We start from the raw sequence: 19361 nt of genomic DNA on the forward strand, positions 1-19361 counted from the left end.
ACTCATCACGACATGTGTCAACACAACGAACCACAAGGGAACATGACGCCCTTGTCACCCATCAAAATCCAACAAACCTGAGCCTGGGTCAGAGCGCGTCCGCCGCGCCGGCGAGCGCCGCCGCATGGTGGTGGAAGGCGCGGCGGACCGCCGGGAAGCGGCGGGGCTCGCGGCTGAGGTGGACGCGGTTGGTGAGCAGGACGTAGTAGCGGCCTTCCGCGCCGTCCGCCCCCGGCTCCACCCACAGGCTCGTCCCCGTGAAGCCCGTGTGGCCGTACGAGGACGGGCCCATCGCCGTACCGACCGGCGAGCCCACCGCGTCCCGCCCCTGCCAGCCGAGGCAGCGGCGCAGCGGGAGGCCCTCCGTGTGGCAGGCGGTCATCCGGGCGAAACCGGGCGCGCTCAGCAGACCGTCGCCGCCCGCCGCGAGCGCCCGGCCCAGCCGGTCCACATCGGACAGCGACGCGAACAGTCCGGCGTGGCCGCAGACTCCGCCGAGCACCACCGCGTTCTCGTCATGCACCTGGCCGGTCACCAGACGGCCGCGCCAGGTGCACAGCTCCGTGGAGACCGCGCGCTCGCGGGCCGCGGGTCCCGGCGCGAACACCGTCTCGCGCATCCCGAGCGGCTCGCACACCTGCTGTGCCACCAGCTCGTCCAGGCCGGTGGCGGTGGCCCGTTCGAGGATCAGGCCGAGCAGGATGAAGCCCGCGGAGGAGTACTCCACCACCGTGCCCGGCGCCCCGCGCAGCGGCAGCTCGCGGAGGGCGGCCAGCAGCCCGTCCCGGTCGGAGTGCGCACGCCACAGTGGGGTGCCACCGGGCAGTCCGGAGGTGTGGGCGAGCAACTGGGCGAGGGTGATGTCGGCCTTGCCTGGCACGTGGCGGTACTCCGGCAGATACGCGCCGACCGCCTCGTCGAGGCGCAGCGCTCCCGCCTCCGCCAGCCGCAGGGCGGCCAGGCCCACGATCGGCTTCGTCACCGAGGCCAGGTCCCACAGCTCGGTGCCGTTCAGCTCCGCACCGCCCCAACTGCGGGTGCCCAGATGCCCATGGACCGTCCGCCCGGCCGCGGTGCCGACCGACCAGGCGGCCGCGGAGTAGATCCCGGTCCGGCGGCCGGCTGCCAGGAGCCCTTTCAGCGGCGCCGGTTCGTCCGCCGGGCGCGGTCCGGCCCTTCCCGTCCGCTCCGCCCCCGGGGTGGCCCGACCGTCCGCGGCCCCGCTCACTCCCGCCCCCGTACGATCCCCAGCGTCCCCGCGCCGCCGCGCAGCGCCGCCGACACCGCCCCGGCGGCGGCGCGCACCATCGGCCCCAGCATCGCCACGCTGCCCTCGTCCAGCGTGAACGTCAGCCCGACGATGCCGACCGCGCCGGCGACCTGGCCGCCGGGCCCCAGCACCGGGGCCGCGATGGCGCGGACGTCCTGCTCCGCGTATTCGTCGTCGACCGCGTAGCCCTGTTCGCGCACGGCGGGCAGCGCCGCGAGCACGGCCGCCGGGTCGGTCGCCGTCCGTGGCGTGCGGGCCGGGAGGGGCGCGCTGCCCAGAAGCTCCGCCGCCGTCGGCGACGGAAGGGCCGACAGCATCGCCCATCCCACCGCCGAGCAGTACAGCGGGACTTCGCCGCCCGCGGCCGGCGCCATGTGGTACGTGGACGACGGCTCCGAGTGCGTCACATGCACCGCCATGGCCCCGTCCCGTACCGAGAAGTGGGCCAGATGGCCGGTGCGCCGCCGCAGGTCGTCCAGGACCGGGCGGGCCAGCCGCAGCTCGCGGCTGGAGGCCAGCGTCGTGGCGGCGAGCCCGAGCAGACGCGGTCCGGCCTGGTAGTTGCCGCCGGGGCCCGGGACCGCGTACCCGGCGTCGGCGAAGGTCTGGAGCAGACGGTGGACGGTCGGCTTCGGCAGCCCCGTGCGGGCGGCGAGGTCGGCCAGGCGGTGCGGGGCATCGGGCTGGACCAGCGCGTCCAGCACCTCGAGTGCCTTGTCCACGGGGCCCTTTGCGGTGGTACGCGGATCCTCGCGGTGGCTCGTGGGGGTATTGACCGGCTTCGGCATGTCACTCAGCTTAACCCATCGTCGTTCCACTATCCGGAACGAATGGACGATTCAACGGAACGTCTCCTGCCGGTGCGGGCGAGCCCCCGCGCCACTACGGGCGAGCCCCCACTCGCTCATCCCGTCAGGTCCCCGTCCCGCTCGTTGGCCGCGGCGTAGTACCGGAGCTTCTCCTCGTCCACGCTCACGCCCAGCCCCGGTCCCGTGGGCACCCTCAGCCGGCCGTTCTCCAGGTGCAGCGGCTCGATGATGTCGTCGGCGTGCAGGTAGTACATGCTGTCGATGGCGCGCGAGAGCACGGGCGTACTGGAGACGACGGCCAGATGCGCCGCCGTGGCGATGCCGAGTTCGCCTCCGCTGTGCAGGTTCATGCCCAGGCCGAAGGTCTCGCAGTGCGCGGCCAGCGCCTTGGTCGCCGCGATACCGCCCCACTTGTAGACGTCACCGTGGATGACATCGACGGCGTTCAGCCGCATCGCGGGGGCGAACTCCTCGAAGCGGACGACACACATATTGGTGCACAGCGGGATGCGCACCTTCGACTTCACCTGGCTCATGCCCTCGATGCCGACGCACGGGTCCTCCAGATACTCCAGATCGAGCTCCTCCAGGGCTATCCCGGCGCGTATCGAGTCGGGGACCGGCCAGGCCGCGTTCGGGTCGACGCGCAGATTCACTTCGGGCAGCGCCTCGCGCACCGCGCGCAGGATGGCGACATCACCCGCGCAGTCCTTCGTGCCCTTGAGCTTGACGGCCTCGAAGCCGCCCTCCGCCACGACCCGCACCGCGTGCTCCGCCATCGCCCTGGGCATGCCCGCGCCGTCCGCGCCCGGCGCGTCGGCGCGGGTGATGAGCGCGGTGATCGGGACCTCGTCGCGGACGGCACCGCCCAGCAGCTCGGTGACGGACTGATCGGTGGCCTTGCCCATCGCGTCCCAGCAGGCGACATCGAGCGCGGCGATCGCCGCGTAGCCGAGATAGCCGTAGAAGAACGGCACCATGTGCTGCTTACGGTGAAAGCTCTCCAGCGCGAACGGGCTGGTCCCGATCAGATCCGGGGCCATCGACCGGACGATCGCGGCGACCGGCGCGCCCCACATCGTCTCGCCCCAGCCCTCGACACCCTCATCGGTGCGAATGCGTACCACGGTGCGCGTCTCGCCCGTCTTGGTCTCGAACGAGCTGGTGAAGGGGTTGACGAGGGGGAGGTTGACCACCCATACGTCGACGTCAGTGATCTTCATTGCTGCTCCTCGCATCATCGGGGTGACCGGCTCGCCGCGTCGAAGGCATGGACGGCCCGGGCCAGTCCGCGCGCCCGGTCCTCCAGCAGCCGGTCGCCCCGGGCGGCGTCGGCGTCGCAGGCGTCGTCCGTGGAGCCGCCGACCCGCTCCCATTCCCCATGGCGCTCCACCATCAGGCCCGGGTAGGGCGGGGTGTCGAACAGGGGCGGCGGTTCGATCGGCGCGCGGGCGGGCACGGGGGTGCGCACCAGGTCCGGGCGGGCAGCCAGCATGAGTGACGTCTCGAACCATCCGGCATGCCCCGGGGTGACATCCGGCCGCCCCGCCCCGTCCTCACCCGCGGTGAGCGTCCAGTACGAGCAGGCGGCGACCGTCACCGGGGAACGCAGCGCGAACCGCTTCACCGCCAGCCGCATGATCTCGTCGTTGCCGCCATGGCCGTTCACGACCATGATGCGGCGGTATCCGCTGGTCACGAGCGAGTCGAGGATGTCATCCAGGACCGCGCCCAAGGTCGCCGCGGAGAGCGAGACGGCCGCCGCGAACAAGTGGTGCGGACTGTGCCCGAACGGCAGCGCCGGCAGCCGCACCACGCCGGGCCCGTCCTCCCGGGCGAGCATGTCCAGCGCGCGGTCCACCACCTCCTCGACCAGGAGGGTGTCGGTGCCCATCGGAAGGTGCGAGGCGTGCTGCTCCTGCGAACCGATGGGCAGCAGAGCGATGCCCTCCTCGCCGGCCCGGCGCACCTCGCGCCAGGTGAGTTCGGTCAGTCTCGATTGGCTCACGGTGCTACCTCTCCGAAACGGGGCCATGGCAGAGTCGGCGCATGGCCCACAAACGTTCTCCGTTGCGACTGGTCCCCGAGGCCGCGCCGCAACCGGCCGCTCCCCAGGCGCCGCGGCGGCTTGGGGCCGTCGAGCTGGTCCCCGGTCGGGTCAGGGCGGCCGTACTGTCCACGGCGGGCCGGATACTGGACCGCACCGAATCGTCGTACGACGCGGCCACCGCCACCCCCGAGGACATTGACACGGCGCTGGCCGGGGCCGCCGGGGTCTTCCACGGCCATGAACTCCAGGGGATCGGGGTGGCCGCCGCCGGGCTCGTCGACCCCGTCACGGGCCTGATCATGGAGGTGAACGACGCCCCCGGACTGCACGGCTACCCCGTCACCGAGCGGCTCGGCGCGCTCACCGGGGCGAGCGTGCGGGTGGAGCATCGGGCGCGACTTCAGGTGCTCGGCGACCGCTGGTTCGGCGCCGGCCGTGGACGGCGCACCTTCGCCTCGGTCTCCACGGGCGAGGTACTCGGCGTGGGCATCCTCTACGACGGCGAGGTGATGGCCCCGCCCGGCGGGCGCAGCGGCGCCCATATGACCGTGTCGGCCAGCGGCGAGCGGTGCACCTGCGGCAACCGCGGCTGCTGGAAGACCGTGGCCACCACCGGCTGGCTCCGGGCCCGGGCCCGCGCCATGGGGCTCGGCGGCGAGACGTCCCTGGAGGCACTGGTGCACCGCGGGGACGCGCTCGCCGGGCAGGTGGTGGAGGAGTACGCGCGAAACCTCGCGCTGGGGCTGGTGAACGTGCAGCAGCTCTTCGCACCCGGCCTCTTCATCCTGCACGGCGAGGCGCGCGAGGGCGGAGAGCGGTTTCGCACCGTGGTGGAGGAGCGGCTGCGGGACGCCGTCGCCTTCTCGGGCGCCGAGCAGCCGCGGGTGCTCGTCGGCACGGCCGCCGTCGACGACGTGGCGCTGCTCGGCGGCGCCGGTCTCGTCGTCTCGCACCTGTAGCGCGCGGGCGGTCATCGGCTCTCGTCGCCCGTCAGGGACCCGCGGTCCGCGGCGCTCGTCCAGGACCCGCGCTCCGCGGCACGGCGGCCCCTGCGCGGGTCCAGGACCGGCACCGCGTCGAGCAGTTGCCGCGTATAGGGGTGCCGGGGGGTGCGCAGCACCGCGGCCGTCGCGCCCACCTCGACCAGCCGCCCCCGGCGCATCACCGCGACCCGGTCGGCCACCTGCCGTACGACGGCGAGGTTGTGCGAGACGAACACATAGGTGAGGCCCAGCCGCCCCTGGAGATCCGCCAGCAGGTCGAGGACGGTGGCCTGCACGGAGACATCCAGTGCGCTGGTGGGCTCGTCGAGCACCAGCAGACGGGGCCGGAGCGCCAGGGCCCGTGCGATCGAGACGCGCTGGCGCTGGCCGCCGGAGAACTCGTGCGGATAGCGGTCCTGGATACCCGCGTCCAGGCCCACGGCCTCCAGGAGTTCCCCGACCCGTTCCCTGGTGCGGGCCCGGGCACGCCGCCCGCGGGCCTGCGGATCGTGGGTGACCAGCGGTTCGGCGACGATGTCGGTGATGCGCATGCGCGGGTTCATGCTGGCGTACGGGTCCTGGAGGACGACCTGCATCTGGCGGCGGACGGCACGCAGCCCGGCGGGGGAGAGGGCGGTGAGGTCCTGTCCGTCGAAGCGCACGCTTCCGGCGGTGGGTTCGACGAGCCTCAGCAGCAGCCGGGTGAGGGTGGTCTTGCCGCAGCCGGACTCGCCGACCAGGGCCAGGGTCTCCCCTTCGTGGACCTCGAGCGAGACGTCGTCGACAGCCACGTTCACCGTCCTGGTGCCGAACTCCTTGCGCAGCCCGACGAGTTCCAGGAGCACCTTTCCGGCCGGGGGCGCGGGCGCAGCGGCTTCGGTGGTCATACCGCCTCCAATCGCGGGGTGGCGGCGAGCAGTTTGCGGGTGTAGTCGTCGGCCGGACGGTCGAAGACATCGAGGACGTCGCCGGTCTCGACGACCTTGCCCTGGTTCATGACCGCGACGCGGTCGGCGGTCTCCGCCACGACCGCGAGGTCATGGGTGATCAGCACGACCGCCATGCCGTGCTTGTCCTGGAGGGTGACGAGCAGGTCGAGGATCTGGCTCTGCACGGTGACGTCCAGGGCGGTGGTCGGCTCGTCGGCGATGAGCAGGCGGGGCCGTCCCACCAGCGCCGTCGCGATCATCACGCGCTGCCGCAGCCCCCCGGAGAGTTCATGCGGATACTGCCGGTAGCGCAGGGCCGGGTCGGGTATGCCGACCTCGTCCAGCGCGTCCAGCGCGGCGTCCCTGGCCTCGGCGCGGGACATCCCGGTGTGGTGCCTGAGCACCTCGGCCACCTGCGCGCCGACGCGCTGGAGCGGATCGAGGCAGGTCATCGGGTCCTGGAAGACCATGGCGATGTCGCGGCCCCGGATCCGGCCGAGTTCCCTCTCGGAGAGCGCCAGCAGATCACGTCCGTCGAAGAGGATCTCGCCGCTCGCGTAGACACACGGAGGGCTCGGGTTCAGCCGCGGGACGGACAGCGCGGTGGCGGTCTTCCCGCTGCCCGACTCGCCCACGACGGCGAGCGTCTCACCGGCCCGGACGTGGAGGGAGACGTCCCGGACGGCGTGCACGACGGAGGTCTCGAGCCTGAAGTCGACGCTGAGGCCGTTGATTTCCAGCAGCGGCCGCTCGTGCGCCGGCCGCTGGGACGGATCGGTTGTCGGTCGGTCGATGCTCATCGGCGGTAAGCCTTCGGGTCCGCGACGTCCCGCAGGGCGTCGCCGGTGATGTTGATGGCCACAGAGGTCAGCATCAGCGCGATGCCGGGGAATACGGCGACCCACCAGGAGGTGCCCAGATAGAGCTGGCCGTCGGAGAGCATGGCACCCCAGGTGACCGTCTCCTTGGGCACTCCCAGGCCCAGATAGCTCAGGGAAGCCTCGGCCACGATCGCGGCGGCGACGTGCAGCGTTCCGATGGTGGCCAGCGGCGCCATCACATTGGGCAGCAGATGACGGCGCATGATGGTGATGTCGGTGACGCCGATCGCCCGGGCCTCGGTGATGAAGTCGCGGGTGCGCAGCGACATCACCTCGGACCGCACGACGCGGGCGTAGGACACCCAGCCGGTGAAGCCGAGGACCAGGATCACGTACCACAGACCCGAGCCGAGGAAACCGACGATGGCCAGGGCCAGGAGCAGTGCGGGGAAGGCGAGCTGGACGTCGGCGAGCCGCATGAGCACCCGGTCCGCCCAGCCGCCGAAGTAGCCGGAGGCCAGCCCCACGACGGTGCCGATGACACCGGCGAGCAGGGCGGCCCCCGCGCCGACGAGCAGCGAGACCCGGGCGCCGTAGATGACGCGCGAGAGCATGTCGCGGCCCAGTTGGTCGGTGCCGAGGAGATGGGCGCCGCTGCCGCCGTCCTGCCAGGCGGGCGGCCGCAGCCGCAGGAGGAGGTTCTGCGCGTTGGGGTCGTAGGGGGCGACGAGCGGGGCGAACAGGGCGGCGACCAGCAGCACGGCGAGTACGGCGAGCGCCAGGACGGCCAGCTTGTTGCGCAGCAGCGTGCGCAGGACGACGGACCGGGAACCGCCGGCCGGTGCCGCCGCCGGGGAATGGCCGGTCGCGGCAGGTGAAATGAGGGTCATCGTGACGTCCTCACCCTCGGGTCGAGGAAGCTGTAGGAGAGGTCGACGAGCAGGTTCACCACGACGAAGGTGGCGGCGAAGAACAGGACCGTGGCCTGGACGAGCGGGAAGTCGCGGTTGGAGATCGCCTCGACGGTGAGCTGTCCGACTCCGGGCCAGGAGAAGACCCGTTCGGTGAGGATCGCCCCGCCGAGCAGGTTGCCCACTTCGAGACCGATGACGGTCACCACCGGCAGTGAGGCGTTGCGCAGCCCGTGCCGGAGCACCACCTTCAGCGGCCCGAAGCCCTTGGCGCGGGAACTGCGGATGTGGTCGGAGGACAGGACGTCGATCAGCGAGGAGCGCAGCAGCCGCGCGACGACGGCCACCGAGTAGACGGCGAGGGTGACGGCCGGCAGGACCAGGTTGGCGAAGGTGCCGTATCCGGAGGCGGGCAGGACGCGCAGCCAGACGGCGAAGACCAGGATGAGGAGGATGCCGACCCAGAACGGCGGGGTGGACTGGCCGAGCAGGACACCGGTCATCACGGTGTGGTCGGAGCGGCGGCCGCGGCGCATCGCGGCGAAGATGCCCGCCGGGATGGCGATGACGAGGGTCACCGCCAGGGCGGCGGCGGCCAGTTCGATCGTGGCGGGCAGCCGGTCGGCGAGGATCTCGCTGACGGGCCGGCCGTAGACCAGGGAGTCGCCGAGGTCGAGGCGGGGCAGTCCCCAGAGGTAGTCGAGGTACTGCGTGAACAGTGGCCGGTCCAGTCCGAGGGACGCGCGGAGCACGCTCTCCTGGTGGGCCGTGGCGTCGGGCGGCAGCAGGATCTTCACGGGGTCGCCGGAGAGCCGTACCAGGAAGAACGAGACGGTCGCCGTGCACAGCAGGACGAACAGCGCGGTGCCCATACGCCTGATGACGGTGCGCAGCAGCCGTCCCGTGTCCCGGTGGCGCGACGGAGTGTCCGCCGGGGTGGGTGGCTTGTCGAGGGTGAGGGCGCTCATCAGGAGACCTCCGCGCTCTCCATGGCGAGGACACCTGCGGAACCCGGCGTCCAGTGGGGGCGGTCGTTGCGAGCGAAGATGTTGTCGAGCTGGTAGAGGAAGACGAAGGGTGCTTCCCGGCGCATCAGCCGCTGAAGGTCGGAGAATGCCCGCTTGCGTTTCTCGGGGCTTTCGGAAAGCTCCTCGATGTCGATGAGGCGGTCGGCCTCCTTGGAGTGCCAGCGGCTCTGGCGCCGGTCGCTGCGTACGTTGGACTGGACGATGCTCTGGCCGTCCATCGTCCAGACGGTGCTGGCCGCCAGGTAGATCGGGCCGAGCGCGCCCCGGTTGTCAGAGGTGAGCCGGGCGGCGTAGGTGCCGGGGTCGAGCAGGTTGACCCGGGCCCGCACCCCTGCCCTGGCCAGCAGTCCCGACAGGGCCTCGGCGACGTTGGAGTCGACGTTGGACGCGGTGAGGGTCGTGGCGAAGCCATGCGGGTGGCCGGCCTCGGCGAGGAGGGTGCGCGCGGTCTCCAGGGAGCGGGTGAAGGGCTTGACCGTGGGATCGAAGCCGAAGGCGCCGCGCGGCACGAGGGCGGGTGTCTCGGTGGCCTTGCCGCCGAGCACGGCCTTGATCAGCAGGGGGACATCGATCGCGTGGTTGAGCGCCTGGCGCACGCGGCGGTCCTGGAGCGGGCCCCGTTCCAGGGTGTTCAGGGACAGATAGGACGTGCGGATCCCCGTGTAGCCGTCCAGCGTGACACCGGAGTAGCCGTCGAGCTGCTGAGCGGCGTCCGGGGTGAGTCCGGCGACGAGGTCCACCCCTCCGCTCTGGAGGGCGGCGAGGGAGGACGAGGCGTTGGGCGCGGGGCTGAAGACCAGGCCGTCGACGCTCGGCCGTCCGTTCCAGTGGCCGGCGTAGGCGCGCATGCGCAGCTCGTGGTCGCGCCGCCAGTTGACGAAGGTGAACGGGCCGGTGCCGACGGGGTGTTCGGCGAACGCGGCGTCGCCCGCCTGCGCGAGGTGGCGGGGCGGCAGGACCACTCCGCCGAACAGGGAGAGCTTGGCGGGCAGGATCGGGTCGTGCACGGTGGTGTGCACATCCACGGTGAGCCGGTCGACCACGGTGACGCCCTTGACGTAACGCAGTTCGACGATCGGTGACTTGGTGGCGGGGTCGAGCAGCCGCTCGATGCTGAACGCGACGGCCCGCGCGTCGCACGCCTCACCGTTGTGGAAGGTCACCCCCGGGCGGAGCGCGAAACGCCAGGTGCGCGCGCCGGTGGCCGTCCAGGAGACGGCGAGCCTGGGGTGCAACTGATTGTCGCGGCCCCGGGTGGTGAGCGTGTCGAACATGTTGATCAGCACGTTCATGGACACCATGTCGCCCTGCTTCTGCGGGTCCAGCGTCTTGGGGTCCCCGGGCTGGGAAACCCGCAGGACGTTGCCGGCCCCGTCCGCGGCGGCGTTCGTGCCGCACGCGCTCAGGAGCGCCGGAGCGCCGAGGGCCCCGAGCAGCAGACCACCGGTCCGCAGGACGCCGCGTCGGCTGGGACGGCCGTGGCCCGCCATGCGCCCCTGGTGACTTCGTTCCATTGAACAACACCTCCGTTCCGTCAGATGGAATGCGGTGGGGTTAAGTTAAGCGACGTGGCGAAGGCGGTCAACACCCGATCGGTGGGCCGGGAACGCTCGGCTCTTGGCGAATGTCGCAGGACGTGGTGCTGGCGCTGCTGGTCAAGGAACCTTCGCACGGGTACGACTTGCGCAGGCGGTTGGCGGCGGCGCTCGGACCGCTGGGTGAGACGCTGAACGCGGGTCGGATCTACGTCACGCTCACCCGGCTGGAGAAGGCCGGGCTGGTCGTCCGGGAGGGCGATGAGGTACCGCTGCGCGGCCCGCGGCGCAAGGTGTACGCGCTGACCGCGGCCGGGCAGGAGCGGGTGGCCGCGTGGCTGGCCGAGGAGGCCGGGCCCAGAGCGGATGCGGCGGAGTTCCACCTGAAGTTGGTGGCCGCCGCCGAGTCGGGTCTGGCCGATCCGCTCGCGCTCGTGGACGGACGGCGGCGGGAGCTGATGCGCAGTCTCGCCGAGGTCCAGCGTGCCGCTCTCGCTCATGACACGGATTCGGAGGCCGGGTTGCTCCTGGAGGGCGTCGGCCTCCGGTTGCAGGCCGATGTGCGCTGGCTTGCGGCGTGTGAGCGGACCTGGTCCGTGCGCGCCTCGCGTGGGGAGAAGGGCGGAAGGACCGAATGACGAGGAATGGGCTGCGGGTCAGGGGCCGGTCGCGGCGGAGGGGCGCGGACGGCAGTCCGGGCGCGGCGCCGGTCGGCCGCCAATCCGGTGCCGCGACCGCGCCGGTGCTGCGGACGGTCGGCCTGTCACGGGTGTACGGGGAGGACGAGAGCGTGGTGTGGGCCGTCGACGGGGTCGGCGAGCGGGCGCTGGCCCGGCTGCGGCGGCGCGCCGTCGGGTTCGTCTTCCAGTCCTACCACCTGATGGACGAGCTGACCGCGGCGGAGAACGTCGAACTGCCCGCACTGCTCGCCGGCGCCTCCCCACGCACCGCCCGCCGCCGTGCCACCGAACTCCTCGGCCAGGCCGGACTCGCCGGGCGGGCCCGGCATCTGCCCTCGGAGCTGTCCGGCGGGCAGCGGCAGCGGGTCGCCATCGCCCGTGCTCTGGTCAACAAGCCGCTGGTCGTCCTCGCCGTACCCGGATTGGCGGTGGGTGTCCCGACCGGGCTCGGCCTGTACTGGCTGTTCGGCAACACGGTCATGCCACCGGCGTCGTGGCTGCTCACCGCCGCACTCGTCATCCTGACGGCAGTCGGAGCACTGACCGCCCTGCCCGTGTGGATCCACACCCGCCGCCCCGCCGGGCACGCCCTCGACGCCGCACCCGTCTGACGGACCGTTCGCTCTGACGGACCGTTCGCCAAAGCCGCGAGGACCTCCCCCGGCATCGACACCATCGTCCCGGGCCCGACCCAGCCGCACCTGTACGTGACTCCCGTCGAGCAGCCCGATCAAGACAGCCGGAGGGAACGAAGAAGCGCGCGGTTTCATGGTCCTTCGGGTTGGGCCGTGGGCAGACCCACGCGTCGGGGTCAGACGTCGTGCCGTCGCGCGATGTCCCGGGCCGTGCGGGCGCCCTTCTCCGCCGTGTCGGTGAGGGCTCCGGCGGCGTCGATGGCCGCGGCGCGGAGGGCCGCTCCCACGCGGGCGACCGGCTCGGTCGGCGGATGGGGGAGACGGGCCAGGAGCAGGCGCCGCTGTTCCTGGGGTCCGCCGCGGACAGGGAGGACGCGGACACCCGGTGGCGCGGCGGAAGCGAGGGCGGCCGGCACGGTGGTCAGCCCGCAGCCGGCGGCGACGAGGTGGAGCTTGGCGAGCCAGTCGCGGGCGGTGTGGGCGATCTCGGGCCGCTCGTCCAGCCCCGGCCACACGCCCATGATCCGGTCGTCGCCCGAGGAGGAGCCGGCGATCCAGCGCTGCCCGCGCAGGTCGGCCACGTCGACGAAGTCGCCGTGGGCAAGCGGGTGGGTGGCGGGCACCGCCAGACACAGCGCGCGTTCGGTGAGTGTCTGAAGCGCGAGCGGAGGCGACTCGGCGTCGGGCGGCCGGAACGGCGGCGCCGACGCGAGCAGGGCCAGATCGAGACTGCCGGCCCGCAGGGCGCGCACCAGCGCCGGGGTGCCGCCCTCCCGGCCGACGATGCGCAGGCCGGGGTCGGTGCCGCGCAGCGCGGCCAGGGCTCGGGGCACCAGGACGGCTCCGGCACTGGGGAACCAGCCCAGCCGGACCGTCCCGGACTGTCCGGGCAGGCCGGACAGTTCCCGGGCGGTCGCGTCGATCTCGTCGAGCACGGTCGTCGCGCGGCGCATGACGATACGGCCGGCGGCGGTGAGCCGTACCCCCTCGCGCCGCCGTTCCAGCAGCTCCGCGCCGGCGGCCCGTTCGATGGCGGCGATCTGGCGGGACACCGCCGACTGGGTATAGCCCAGCGACGCGGCGGCCGCGGTGAAGGTTCCCTGTTCTGCCACGGCGCGGAAGACCCGCAGCGCGGTCAGCGACACATCCGTGAAGTCCATGACATTCACGCATACTAGCCGTGCCAAAGTTTCGTTGGACTCATGGCCGCGGCGTTTTTAGCGTGGCATGCGTGAACGCTTCCCGCATCGCCCTCGTCACGGGCGCCAATCAAGGACTCGGCCGCGCCCTCGCCGAAGGACTGGCGGCCCGCATGACCCCGGACGACCTCGTCCTGCTCACCGGACGCGGCCACCGCCGTGTGACGGACGCCGCCCGCGAGGTCACCAGGCTGCCCGGCACCCGCGCCCGCGTCGAGGGCCGGGTTCTGGACGTCACGGACACCGACGCCATCGCTCGCCTCGCCGAGGACCTCCGGGCACGGTACGGCGGTGTCGACGTCGTCGTCTCCAACGCGGTCGCCCGGCTGCTGCCCGGGGAGTCACAGGCCGAGCGGGCCGACGAGTTCATCGACGTCGCCAACACCGCCACCCACGCGATCCTGCGGTCCTTCGCCCCCGTGCTGCGCCCGGGCGGCCGCCTGCTCGTGGTGGCCAGCAGCCTCGGCACCCTGGGCCACCTCGATCCACGGCTGCACCACCTGTTCGACGGCGCGAGCCTCGAACAGGTGGAGTACGCCGTCGAGTCCTGGCGCAGCGCCATCCACACCAGGACCGCCGCTCAGGCGGGCTGGCCCACCTGGCTCAACGTGCCCTCGAAGGTCGCCCAGGTCGCCGCCGTCCGCGCGGTCGCCACCGAACGCCGCGAGCACGACCTCGCCACCGGCACCCTGATCGCCTCCGTATGCCCCGGCATGGTCGACACCGCCACCTCGCGCCCCTGGTTCAGCGACTACCGCCAGGCTCAGTCGCCGGCCCAGGCTGCCGGAGCCGTGCTCGACCTGATCTTCGCCGAGCATGTCCATCCGGCCCTGTACGGCGAGTTGGTCCGTTTCGGCAAGGTCCTGCCCTGGCACGACGGCACACCCCCGGTGGAACAGGACCGGATGCTCACACCCTGAACGCCGTCGTCCACGCTTCAGCCACAGCAAGGAGTTCACTCATGAGTGCCATCACCACCCCGTTCGGTTTCTCCAGCACGGCTGCCGAGGTCACGGAAGGGATCGACCTCACCGGCCGCCACGCGATCGTCACCGGGGCCTCCTCCGGCCTCGGGGCCGAGACGGCCCGCGCCCTGGCGATCACGGGTGCGGCGGTCACGCTCGCCGTCCGGGACGTGGCGGCGGGCGAACGCGTCGCCAAGGACATCACCGCCTCGACCGGCAACCAGGAGGTGCGTGTCGCACACCTCGACCTGGCCGACCCCGCGTCGGTCCGCGCTTTCACCGCCGGCTGGCGAGGCCCGCTGCACGTGCTCGTGAACAACGCGGGTGTCATGGCCTGCCCCGAGCAGTACACCGAACAGGGCTTGGAGTGGCAACTCGCCACCAACCACCTGGGCCACTTCGCCCTCGCCACCGGTCTGCACCACGCGCTGGCCGCCGATGGCAACGCCCGTGTCGTCGTGGTGAGTTCCACCGGCCACCAGCAGTCACCCGTCGTGTGGGACGACGTCAACTTCGCCTTCCGCCCCTACGACCCGTGGCTGGCCTACGGTCAGTCCAAGACGGCCAATGTCCTCTTCGCCGTGGAGGCCACCCGGCGCTGGGCCGACGACAACATCACGGCCAACGCCCTGATGCCGGGGGCCATTTACACCAGCCTTCAGCGCCACACCGGCGGCCGGGGCAGCGGCCGGGTCCCCGCCCACCTGATCAAGACCGTCGAGCAGGGCGCCGCGACCTCCGTGCTCCTCGCCACCTCGCCCCTCCTCGACGGCGTCGGCGGCCGCTACTTCGTCGACTGCAATGAGACCGAGGTCGTCGACCGCCGCTCCGGCACGCTGCACGGCGTCGCCCGGTACGCCATCGACCCGGACAACGCGCGACGCCTGTGGACACTGTCGCAGGACCTGCTCACACCCACCGGCTGACCGCGCGGATCAGCCTTCCCCGTGCGCGGCAACGTCTTCGTCGCTCATGGCGGGCACCTCATGCCTGGAGTTCTTCGCCCAGTGTGGCCAGCCAGTCGCTGGTGCCCTGCTCCCGCCAGCTCGGTTCCTCCCTGCCGTCGAGGAAGGTTGCCTGCTCGGTCAGGGTGAGCCGGGTGCCCTCGCCCTCGGCGGTGAGCTCGACCGTGGTCGTCGACACCGTGGCAAGGGCGTCGTCGGCAGTCAGTGTCGAGGAGTAGACGATCCGCTGATCGGGGACGATGTCGTGGTACACCGAGGCGAACGCCAGATCCTTGCCGTCCGGCGTCCGGCCACGGGTCAATTCCCGCCCGCCGGCACGGAAGTCGAGTTCATGAGTGCCCCCGGACCCGAACCAGCGGGCCTTCGCGGCCGGGTCGGCCCAGGCGGCGAACACGCGCGCCGGTTCCGCGGGGTAGACGCGTTCCAGGTCGAACGTGGTGTGCGTGACGGTCATGATGTGGTCCCTTCTGATGGGCCGGGCTCGGCGAGAAAGTCGCCGAGGTCGTCGAGCCTGGTCTCCCAGGTGGTGCGCTGTCGCCCGAGCCAGCTTTCGCCGGCCCGCAGGGCCTCCGGTTCGATCCGGCAGGTGCGGACCCGGCCGACCTTTTCCGACCGGACGATCCCGGCGGTCTCCAGCACCTGAAGGTGCTGGACGACCGCGGCGAGCGACATGGTCAGCGGCGCGGCGAGCTCGCTCACCGAGGCGGGTCCGCGAATCAGCCGCTCGACCAGCGCACGTCGAGTTGGATCACCCAGAGCCCGGAAGACCAGGTCCAGTCGCTCTTCATGGTTAAGCACATTCTTAAGTGAAGACTCGGCGGGGCGCAAAGTCAAGCAGTCGCTTAAGTAATCTCTGGTTCGCCGGGGTCGGCCTGCGCGGATCCTTTCCTGGCTTGGTTCTCCGATCGATGCCCGTTCTCTGTTCGCCCCTGAGCAGGCCGCGCTGATGGCCACGCTGCGCGGCCTGGCGTCCGCCGACTGGGGCAAGGAGGCGGTGTCGGGGTGGACCGTCCGCGATCTCGCCGCACACATCCTGGGCGACTTCTGCGGACGCCTCGCCCGGGACCGGGACGGTCACCAGGACGGCCCCGGTTTCGCGCTGGGTGAGACGCCGGAGGCGTTCATCCACCGCATCAATCATGAGTGGGTCGATGCCCACCGCCGGGTGAGCCCGGCCGCGCTCACCGACACCCTGGACCTGGTGGGCGGGAAGGTCTCCCGGTTCTTCGAGACCGCCGACCTCGAAGAACCGTCGCTGGGAGTGTCCTGGGCCGGCGTCGACCCGGCGCCAATGTGGTGGGACAGCGCGCGCGACTTCACGGAGTTCTGGACTCATCGCCAACAGATCCGCCACGCCATCGGCCAGGAGACCGACGCCGATCCGCGGTTCCTGTCCGTGGTCCTGGACGCGTTCATGCGGGCCCTGCCCCACACTCTGCGCGAGGTCACCGCGCCGGTCGGCAGGCGGGCCCAGGTGTTGATCGGCGGCCCGGCCGGGGACGCCTGGACGGCGACGGCCACCGGGTTCGGCTGGTCGCTCGCCGAGCCGGATGGCGAACGTCCCGCCGCAATCGTGCGCTTGGATGCCGAGACCGCCTGGCGCCTGTGCACTCGCGGCATCCAGCCGGACACCGCCCTGGCCCGCGTCCGCATCGACGGCGACCGTCAACTGGCCGAAGCCGTCTGCCAGATCGTGTCGATCGTTTACTGACCATGCCATTCGCGGTGGCCGTAGGGCAGGGCGGTCAGCTCGCCCCTTGGGTACCGACTCGATGTGCACACTGCTCACATCGCGGGTTACGATGGCAATGTAAGCAGCGCAAACTTGACAGGAGTGCCATGGCCAAGGCGAGCGGCTCCTACCACCACGGTGATCTGCGGGCGGCCTGTCTGCGTGCGGCGCGTGAGCTGCTGGAGGAGGACGGCGGCGGGCTTTCGCTGCGCGCGGTGGCCCGGCGGGCCGGTGTGTCGGCCACCGCTCCTTATCGGCATTTCCCCGACCGGGAGGCGTTGGTCTCCGCGGTCGCCGCGCAGGGGTATCGCGAGCTCGCGGAGCGTCTCGCCACGGCGCATCCCGCGCCCGCGACGCCGGAAGATCTCGCGGACGTCGCCGTGGCCTATGTGCAGTTCGCCCTCGCGCACCCGGCCCTGTTCCGGGCCATGTTCTCCGAGCCCTGCGATCCGGGTGACGCCGAACGAGCCGCCGCGACCGCCGCCATCTCCGCATACGTCGACGGCCTCGTCCGGCGAGCCTTCCCGGAGCACGGCATCGAAGCGGGCCCGGGTGCCGACGTGGAGGCTCTGTCCACCGCCGTCTGGGCCCTGGTGCACGGCCTTGCGTTCCTGCACCTCGACGGCAAGCTCGACGCCTCCGCACCGGAAGTCGTCGCTGACCGGGTCCGTGCCGCCGTCCACGCGAATCTCGGCGTGGCGGCCCAGAGGGCTCGGACGGAATAAAGCACTGAAGGCAGGTACATCCGATGCAGGCATACGTCATGACCCGATATGGGGATGCGGGCGCGATGGAACTGCGCGACGTCCCCGAGCCCACGCCGGGCAGCGGCGAGGTGCTCATCCGTGTGCGCGCGGCAGGTCTCAACCCTGTCGACTTCAAGATCCGCGAAGGCAAGCTGCGGTTGCTGAAACGCCTCGACCTGCCCATGGTGGCGGGCAGCGAACTGTCCGGTGTCGTCGAGGCGGTCGGCGACGGCGTCAGGCGTTTCACGGTCGGCGACCCGGTGTTCGCCAGGGTGGACAAGGGTAAGCTGGGCGCCTACGCCCCGTATGCCGTCGTCGACGAGACGTTGGTGGCGCAGATGCCGAAGTCGCTGCACTTCACCGATGCCGCCGGGCTCCCTCTCGCCGGGCTGACCGCTCTTCAGGCGCTGCGCGACGAACTGGCCGTCAAGGAAGGCGAGAGGGTGTTCATCTCCGGCGGAGCCGGAGGTGTTGGCACCCTCGCCATCCAACTCGCCGTCTGGCTGGGGGCGAAGGTGGCCACCACCGCATCACCCCGTGGCGAGGAACTGGTGCGCTCCCTCGGGGCCGAAACGGTCATCGACTACCGGACGCAGAATTTCAAGGACCGCCTCAGCGACTACGACGGCGCATTCGACCTGACCGGCGGCCAGGACCTTATCGACAGCTTCGCCATCCTCAAGCGCGGCGCCAAGACCGTCTCCGTCGCGGGCATCCCCGACGCGACCACGGCCCGTGTGGATCTGGACGCCGGCCCGCTGGTGACCGCCGCACTGACGGTGGCCAGCGCCAAGATCCGCCGCGCGGCCCGACGCAAGGGCGTCGGCTACCGGTACCTGTTCATGCACCCCAGCGGAGCGGACCTCGAGGTGCTGGCCGAACTGGTCGACAAGGGCAGGCTCGAGACGGTGACCGATCGGGTCTTCCCCTTCGAGCAGATCACCGAAGCCTTCGCCTACCTGGAACAGGGCCACGCCAAGGGCAAGGTCGTCGTCCAGATGTGAGCCCTGTGCTCCTGAACAAGGTGGACGAGGTCACCGACGAACAGTGGGAGACGCCGGACCACTCCGACGCGATCGTCTTCGGTTCGCCCACCTACATGGACACGCAGGTGCCCTGGTCCCGGACGGCATGACCCCGCGCATGTACCCGAGGCTATGCGCCCTGCGCTGACTGCCGAATGATCAGGTCGGTCAGCAGGGCCAGCGGAGGCCAGTTGTCGCGACCCCGACGGGCGACGGCGAAGGCGCGCAGGACAACGTCCGGCGCGGTGAGCGGCACCAGATGGACACCGGGCCGCGTGGAGGTGCCCATCGGGAGCAGCCCCACGCCCATTCCCGCCGCGATCATGCCCTGTACGAGGTCGAGGTTGTCCGCCCGGTGGGTGAGGTGGGGGGTGAAGCCGGCCATGGAGGCGAGTGTCCGGATGACGGTCTCGTCACCGGTGTTGCGCGAGTTGCCGATCCAGTCCGCCGTGCGGAACCAGCGGAAGACCTCCGGAGCGCCCGGTGCCGAGGGACGGGCGACGTTGTCAGGAATGCCCAGACCCCAGGGAGCGGTCCACAACGGGGTGATCGCGACCGCGGGGTCCGGCTCGGCCGGTGCCAGGTTGTAGTCGTAGGTGAGCGCGAGGTCGGCCTCGTCGTTGGCCAGCAGATTGAGGGCTTCGGCGGGTTCGTGCTCACGGACCAGGATGCTGAGCCGAGGATGGCTGGTGGACAAACCGCTGATGATGGGCAGCAGTTGGGCTCGGATGGCGGTGGCGAAGCCTGCCACGCGCACCGTACCGGTCGGCGGCGCGTCGGGGCTCAGGTCCCGCTGTGCGGCCTCGACCGCCGCGAGGATCGTCACGGCGTGTTCCGCCAGACGGCGGCCCGCCGGCGTGAGCCTGACCCTGCGCCCATGCGGCTCGATCAGTGCCGTGCCCATGTCCTGGGCCAAGGCGGCGACCTGCTGGGAAACCGTCGAGGTGGTAGTGCCGGTGGCCTCGGCCACGGCGCGCATCGAGCCTCGCCGGGCCAGCTCGGCCAGCATGTGCAGACGGCGCGTTTCCATCCCTCCATTGTCCATGAATGTCGAACGAATCATTCAGGATCGGCACGT

21 protein-coding genes and 1 pseudogene are annotated in these 19361 nt (G+C 71.5%); 9 read left to right on the plus strand and 13 right to left on the minus strand.

What is annotated here, in order from left to right; genetic code table 11:
* Positions 1-88: 88 nt before the first annotated feature.
* The 4 genes from KN815_RS00820 to KN815_RS00835 all read right to left on the minus strand — a co-directional run bounded on the left by KN815_RS00820 (position 89) and on the right by KN815_RS00835 (position 4087).
* Positions 89-1228 (minus strand): serine hydrolase domain-containing protein, encoded by a 1140-nt coding sequence (locus KN815_RS00820; RefSeq protein WP_372458218.1) that lies wholly within the window; start codon positions 1226-1228, stop codon positions 89-91.
* A complete protein-coding gene (locus KN815_RS00825; RefSeq protein WP_216339158.1) occupies positions 1225-2058 on the minus strand; it encodes an IclR family transcriptional regulator in 834 nt (277 codons plus the stop codon). The genes KN815_RS00820 and KN815_RS00825 overlap by 4 nt, the downstream gene beginning before the upstream one ends.
* A gap of 116 nt (positions 2059-2174) precedes the next feature.
* Positions 2175-3302 carry a mandelate racemase/muconate lactonizing enzyme family protein gene (locus tag KN815_RS00830; RefSeq protein ID WP_216339160.1) on the minus strand — a complete coding sequence of 376 codons (1128 nt, stop codon included), beginning with the start codon at positions 3300-3302 and terminating at the stop codon, positions 2175-2177.
* A 14-nt stretch (positions 3303-3316) separates the two neighbouring features.
* Complete coding sequence (locus KN815_RS00835; protein WP_216339162.1) at positions 3317-4087, minus strand: creatininase family protein; 771 nt, start codon at positions 4085-4087, stop codon at positions 3317-3319.
* Positions 4088-4128: 41 nt separating this feature from the next.
* Here KN815_RS00835 and KN815_RS00840 point away from each other — a divergent pair, with 41 nt between their 5' ends.
* On the plus strand, positions 4129-5088 hold the full coding sequence (locus KN815_RS00840; protein WP_216339163.1) for an ROK family protein: 960 nt from the start codon (positions 4129-4131) through the stop codon (positions 5086-5088).
* A gap of 11 nt (positions 5089-5099) precedes the next feature.
* On the opposite strand, the gene KN815_RS00845 is transcribed toward KN815_RS00840, so the two are convergent.
* Genes KN815_RS00845 through KN815_RS00865 form a run of 5 tightly spaced genes read right to left on the minus strand, consistent with a single transcriptional unit; the run spans position 5100 to position 10315 of the window.
* Positions 5100-5999, minus strand: coding sequence for an ATP-binding cassette domain-containing protein (locus KN815_RS00845; RefSeq protein WP_216339165.1), 900 nt, complete (start codon positions 5997-5999; stop codon positions 5100-5102).
* Entirely contained in the window at positions 5996-6841 is an 846-nt protein-coding gene (locus KN815_RS00850) for an ATP-binding cassette domain-containing protein (RefSeq protein ID WP_216339167.1), read from the minus strand. The genes KN815_RS00845 and KN815_RS00850 overlap by 4 nt, the downstream gene beginning before the upstream one ends.
* Positions 6838-7752 (minus strand): ABC transporter permease, encoded by a 915-nt coding sequence (locus KN815_RS00855; RefSeq protein ID WP_216339169.1) that lies wholly within the window; start codon positions 7750-7752, stop codon positions 6838-6840. Before KN815_RS00855 ends, KN815_RS00850 begins: the two co-directional genes overlap by 4 nt.
* Complete coding sequence (locus KN815_RS00860) at positions 7749-8741, minus strand: ABC transporter permease (RefSeq protein WP_216339171.1); 993 nt, start codon at positions 8739-8741, stop codon at positions 7749-7751. The genes KN815_RS00855 and KN815_RS00860 overlap by 4 nt, the downstream gene beginning before the upstream one ends.
* Entirely contained in the window at positions 8741-10315 is a 1575-nt protein-coding gene (locus tag KN815_RS00865) for an ABC transporter substrate-binding protein (RefSeq protein WP_216339172.1), read from the minus strand. Before KN815_RS00865 ends, KN815_RS00860 begins: the two co-directional genes overlap by 1 nt.
* Positions 10316-10425: 110 nt before the next feature.
* Between KN815_RS00865 and KN815_RS00870 the strand changes: the two genes are divergently transcribed.
* Both KN815_RS00870 and KN815_RS00875 read left to right on the plus strand, forming a co-directional pair.
* Positions 10426-10974, plus strand: a complete 549-nt coding sequence (locus tag KN815_RS00870) for a PadR family transcriptional regulator (RefSeq protein WP_216339176.1) — start codon at positions 10426-10428, stop codon at positions 10972-10974.
* On the plus strand, positions 10971-11627 hold the full coding sequence (locus KN815_RS00875; protein WP_253208657.1) for an ATP-binding cassette domain-containing protein: 657 nt from the start codon (positions 10971-10973) through the stop codon (positions 11625-11627). Before KN815_RS00870 ends, KN815_RS00875 begins: the two co-directional genes overlap by 4 nt.
* A 200-nt stretch (positions 11628-11827) precedes the next feature.
* Here KN815_RS00875 and KN815_RS00880 read toward each other — a convergent pair whose 3' ends face one another.
* Complete coding sequence (locus KN815_RS00880) at positions 11828-12811, minus strand: LysR family transcriptional regulator (RefSeq protein WP_216339178.1); 984 nt, start codon at positions 12809-12811, stop codon at positions 11828-11830.
* Between the two features lie 71 nt (positions 12812-12882).
* On the opposite strand from KN815_RS00880, the gene KN815_RS00885 reads away from it, so the two are divergent.
* Positions 12883-13770, plus strand: a complete 888-nt coding sequence (locus KN815_RS00885; RefSeq protein ID WP_216339180.1) for an SDR family NAD(P)-dependent oxidoreductase — start codon at positions 12883-12885, stop codon at positions 13768-13770.
* A gap of 41 nt (positions 13771-13811) precedes the next feature.
* Positions 13812-14741 carry an SDR family NAD(P)-dependent oxidoreductase gene (locus KN815_RS00890; RefSeq protein ID WP_216339182.1) on the plus strand — a complete coding sequence of 310 codons (930 nt, stop codon included), beginning with the start codon at positions 13812-13814 and terminating at the stop codon, positions 14739-14741.
* A 58-nt stretch (positions 14742-14799) separates the two neighbouring features.
* Here the strand turns inward: KN815_RS00890 and KN815_RS00895 are convergent, their stop codons facing one another.
* Together KN815_RS00895 and KN815_RS00900 are read right to left on the minus strand one after the other, a co-directional pair.
* On the minus strand, positions 14800-15234 hold the full coding sequence (locus tag KN815_RS00895) for an SRPBCC domain-containing protein (protein WP_216339184.1): 435 nt from the start codon (positions 15232-15234) through the stop codon (positions 14800-14802).
* Complete coding sequence (locus tag KN815_RS00900; RefSeq protein ID WP_253208658.1) at positions 15231-15578, minus strand: ArsR/SmtB family transcription factor; 348 nt, start codon at positions 15576-15578, stop codon at positions 15231-15233. The genes KN815_RS00895 and KN815_RS00900 overlap by 4 nt, the downstream gene beginning before the upstream one ends.
* A 55-nt stretch (positions 15579-15633) precedes the next feature.
* On the opposite strand from KN815_RS00900, the gene KN815_RS00905 reads away from it, so the two are divergent.
* The 4 genes and pseudogenes from KN815_RS00905 to KN815_RS00920 form a co-directional block, all read left to right on the plus strand.
* Positions 15634-16491, plus strand: coding sequence for a maleylpyruvate isomerase family mycothiol-dependent enzyme (locus tag KN815_RS00905; protein WP_216339240.1), 858 nt, complete (start codon positions 15634-15636; stop codon positions 16489-16491).
* A 128-nt stretch (positions 16492-16619) separates the two neighbouring features.
* Positions 16620-17237 carry a TetR/AcrR family transcriptional regulator gene (locus KN815_RS00910; protein WP_216339186.1) on the plus strand — a complete coding sequence of 206 codons (618 nt, stop codon included), beginning with the start codon at positions 16620-16622 and terminating at the stop codon, positions 17235-17237.
* A gap of 38 nt (positions 17238-17275) precedes the next feature.
* Positions 17276-18262, plus strand: a complete 987-nt coding sequence (locus KN815_RS00915) for an NADP-dependent oxidoreductase (protein ID WP_216339188.1) — start codon at positions 17276-17278, stop codon at positions 18260-18262.
* Between the two features lie 5 nt (positions 18263-18267).
* Positions 18268-18366, plus strand: a pseudogene (locus tag KN815_RS00920) (NADPH-dependent FMN reductase); the annotation flags it as partial.
* A 47-nt stretch (positions 18367-18413) separates the two neighbouring features.
* Here the strand turns inward: KN815_RS00920 and KN815_RS00925 are convergent.
* Positions 18414-19313, minus strand: coding sequence for a LysR family transcriptional regulator (locus tag KN815_RS00925; protein WP_216339190.1), 900 nt, complete (start codon positions 19311-19313; stop codon positions 18414-18416).
* Positions 19314-19361: the final 48 nt, after the last annotated feature.

This window comes from Streptomyces niphimycinicus (assembly GCF_018883605.1).
In the GTDB taxonomy this organism is placed as follows: Bacteria; Actinomycetota; Actinomycetes; order Streptomycetales; family Streptomycetaceae; genus Streptomyces; species Streptomyces niphimycinicus.

What these genes read in the sequence shown, in the direction of transcription:
- KN815_RS00825 (WP_216339158.1), bottom strand. Translation starts at nt 2,058, where the DNA reads ATGCCGAAGCCGGTCAATACCCCCACGAGCCACCGCGAGGATCCGCGT.
- KN815_RS00830 (WP_216339160.1), bottom strand. Translation starts at nt 3,302, where the DNA reads ATGAAGATCACTGACGTCGACGTATGGGTGGTCAACCTCCCCCTCGTC.
- KN815_RS00840 (WP_216339163.1), top strand. Translation starts at nt 4,129, where the DNA reads ATGGCCCACAAACGTTCTCCGTTGCGACTGGTCCCCGAGGCCGCGCCG.
- KN815_RS00845 (WP_216339165.1), bottom strand. Translation starts at nt 5,999, where the DNA reads ATGACCACCGAAGCCGCTGCGCCCGCGCCCCCGGCCGGAAAGGTGCTC.
- KN815_RS00850 (WP_216339167.1), bottom strand. Translation starts at nt 6,841, where the DNA reads ATGAGCATCGACCGACCGACAACCGATCCGTCCCAGCGGCCGGCGCAC.
- KN815_RS00855 (WP_216339169.1), bottom strand. Translation starts at nt 7,752, where the DNA reads ATGACCCTCATTTCACCTGCCGCGACCGGCCATTCCCCGGCGGCGGCA.
- KN815_RS00860 (WP_216339171.1), bottom strand. Translation starts at nt 8,741, where the DNA reads ATGAGCGCCCTCACCCTCGACAAGCCACCCACCCCGGCGGACACTCCG.
- KN815_RS00865 (WP_216339172.1), bottom strand. Translation starts at nt 10,315, where the DNA reads ATGGAACGAAGTCACCAGGGGCGCATGGCGGGCCACGGCCGTCCCAGC.
- KN815_RS00870 (WP_216339176.1), top strand. Translation starts at nt 10,426, where the DNA reads ATGTCGCAGGACGTGGTGCTGGCGCTGCTGGTCAAGGAACCTTCGCAC.
- KN815_RS00875 (WP_253208657.1), top strand. Translation starts at nt 10,971, where the DNA reads ATGACGAGGAATGGGCTGCGGGTCAGGGGCCGGTCGCGGCGGAGGGGC.
- KN815_RS00880 (WP_216339178.1), bottom strand. Translation starts at nt 12,811, where the DNA reads ATGGACTTCACGGATGTGTCGCTGACCGCGCTGCGGGTCTTCCGCGCC.
- KN815_RS00890 (WP_216339182.1), top strand. Translation starts at nt 13,812, where the DNA reads ATGAGTGCCATCACCACCCCGTTCGGTTTCTCCAGCACGGCTGCCGAG.
- KN815_RS00895 (WP_216339184.1), bottom strand. Translation starts at nt 15,234, where the DNA reads ATGACCGTCACGCACACCACGTTCGACCTGGAACGCGTCTACCCCGCG.
- KN815_RS00910 (WP_216339186.1), top strand. Translation starts at nt 16,620, where the DNA reads ATGGCCAAGGCGAGCGGCTCCTACCACCACGGTGATCTGCGGGCGGCC.
- KN815_RS00915 (WP_216339188.1), top strand. Translation starts at nt 17,276, where the DNA reads ATGACCCGATATGGGGATGCGGGCGCGATGGAACTGCGCGACGTCCCC.
- KN815_RS00925 (WP_216339190.1), bottom strand. Translation starts at nt 19,313, where the DNA reads ATGGAAACGCGCCGTCTGCACATGCTGGCCGAGCTGGCCCGGCGAGGC.